1 protein-coding gene and 2 pseudogenes (1 of these 3 cut by a window edge) are annotated in these 1,653 nt (G+C 65.5%); all 3 read left to right on the top strand.

What is annotated here, in order from left to right:
- Positions 1 to 973, top strand: a 973-nt coding sequence (locus IL54_RS19330; protein WP_076605626.1) for a cytochrome P450, incomplete at its 5' end; no start/stop codon positions are given.
- A 45-nt stretch (positions 974 to 1,018) separates the two neighbouring features.
- A pseudogene (locus tag IL54_RS23385) lies at positions 1,019 to 1,651 on the top strand (hypothetical protein); the annotation flags it as partial.
- A pseudogene (locus tag IL54_RS19325) lies at positions 1,629 to 1,653 on the top strand (ATP-dependent helicase C-terminal domain-containing protein); its annotated part runs 410 nt beyond the window's last position; the annotation flags it as partial. The pseudogenes IL54_RS23385 and IL54_RS19325, both read left to right, overlap by 23 nt.

The following is a 1,653-nucleotide window of genomic DNA, read 5'->3' as shown; positions in this document are numbered from 1 at the left end:
GGCGGTGACGCCGGGGCTTGGCGAGGTGATGCGGTTCATTCCGTTGCAACAAGACCCGCCGGAGCATCAGCCCTTTCGCATGGCGGTGATGAAAGGCTTTGCTTCGCGCTTCGTCGTCGCGATGGAGCCGCAGGTGACGCAGGTCGCGCGCGAATTGATCGACGGGTTGATCGACCGGGGGTCGTGCGACTTCGTGGCGGATTTCGCCGAAATATTGCCGCTGCATATCTTCCTGACGCTGATCGATGTGCCTTTGTCCGACCGGCCGCGCTTGCGGGCGTTGGGCTCGCAACTCACGCGACCCGATGGGTCGATGACCGTCGAGCAACTGCGCGATGCGGCCGATGATTATCTCGCCCCCTATATCGCCGCGCGCATGGCCAATCCGGGGACCGACCTGTTCAGCCGCATCCTGTCCGAACCGGTCGAGGGCCGGGCATGGAGCGAGGATGAGGCACGGCGCATGTGCCGCAACCTGCTGTTCGGCGGACTGGATACGGTGGTGGCGATGGTCGGCATGGTCGCGCTGCATCTGGCACGGCATCCGCAGGACCAGGCGTTGCTGCGCGCGCGGCCGGAACTGATCCCCGATGCCGCCGACGAATTGATGCGTCGCTATCCCACCGTCTCGGTCAGCCGCAACCTCGTCACCGATGTCGAGGTCGATGGTGTGACGCTGAAGGCGGGGGACATCATCTATTTGCCGAGCGTCCTGCATAATCTGGACCCGGCGAGTTTTGATGCGCCTGAAGCCGTGCGGTTCGACCGCAAGCTCAATGCGACGCGGCATACGACGATGGGCGTGGGCGCGCATCGCTGCGTGGGGGCGGGACTTGCGCGGATGGAGGTGATCGTGTTCCTGCGCGAATGGCTTGGGCGGATGCCGACCGTTCGGCTCGACCCCGACCGTCCGGTGACGATGAAGGGCGGCAATGTCGGTGCCTGCACCGCGCTGCCGTTGCGCTGGGACTGATTGCCCCTCTTCATTTCGCGCGCGATCCGCTCTAAGGGCGGGCCGATGCCCAGTTCTCTTGTCGATCTTGTCCGTGCCGAATTGCTCCAGCCTGCCGATCCGCGCGCGGCGGCGATGGCGGGCGCGATCGCGGCGCGCTACCCGCAGGCGTCGCGGGCGGTGCTCTTCTATGGCTCTTGCCTGCGCGAAGCCAATCTCGACGGGCTGATGCTCGATTTCTACCTGATCGTGTCGGACTATCCGGCGGCCTATGGCAAAAGCTGGCTGGCGCGCGCCAATGCGCTGATCCCGCCCAATGTCTTTCCGTTCGAACATCAGGGATTGATCGCCAAATATGCCGTCCTGTCGGAAGCGGACTTTGCGCGGTTGAACAGTGTGGCGGCGGACAATGTCTCGGTCTGGGCGCGCTTTGCCCAGCCTGCGCGGCTGTTGTGGGCCGCCGACGATCTGGCGCGGCAGCGTGCGATCGTCGCGGTGGCGCAGGCCGCGCCGACTCTGTTGTCGCTGGCTCGGCCGATGGCCGATGGGAACGACGACGTGCTAGACTTGTGGCGCTGCGGCTTCACCCTGACCTATGCGGCCGAATTGCGCGCGGAGCGGAAAGGGCGGTCGCTTTCGATTGTCGATGCCGATCCTGATCGCTACCGGCGGTTGGGGGAGGCGGCGCTGGCGCAGGGCTT

Origin of the sequence: Sphingobium sp. ba1 (assembly GCF_000743655.1) — a bacterium.
Taxonomy (GTDB): Bacteria; Pseudomonadota; Alphaproteobacteria; order Sphingomonadales; family Sphingomonadaceae; genus Sphingobium.
Note: the sequence above shows the minus strand (reverse complement) of the source record. Positions and strands in the feature narration are given on the sequence as shown.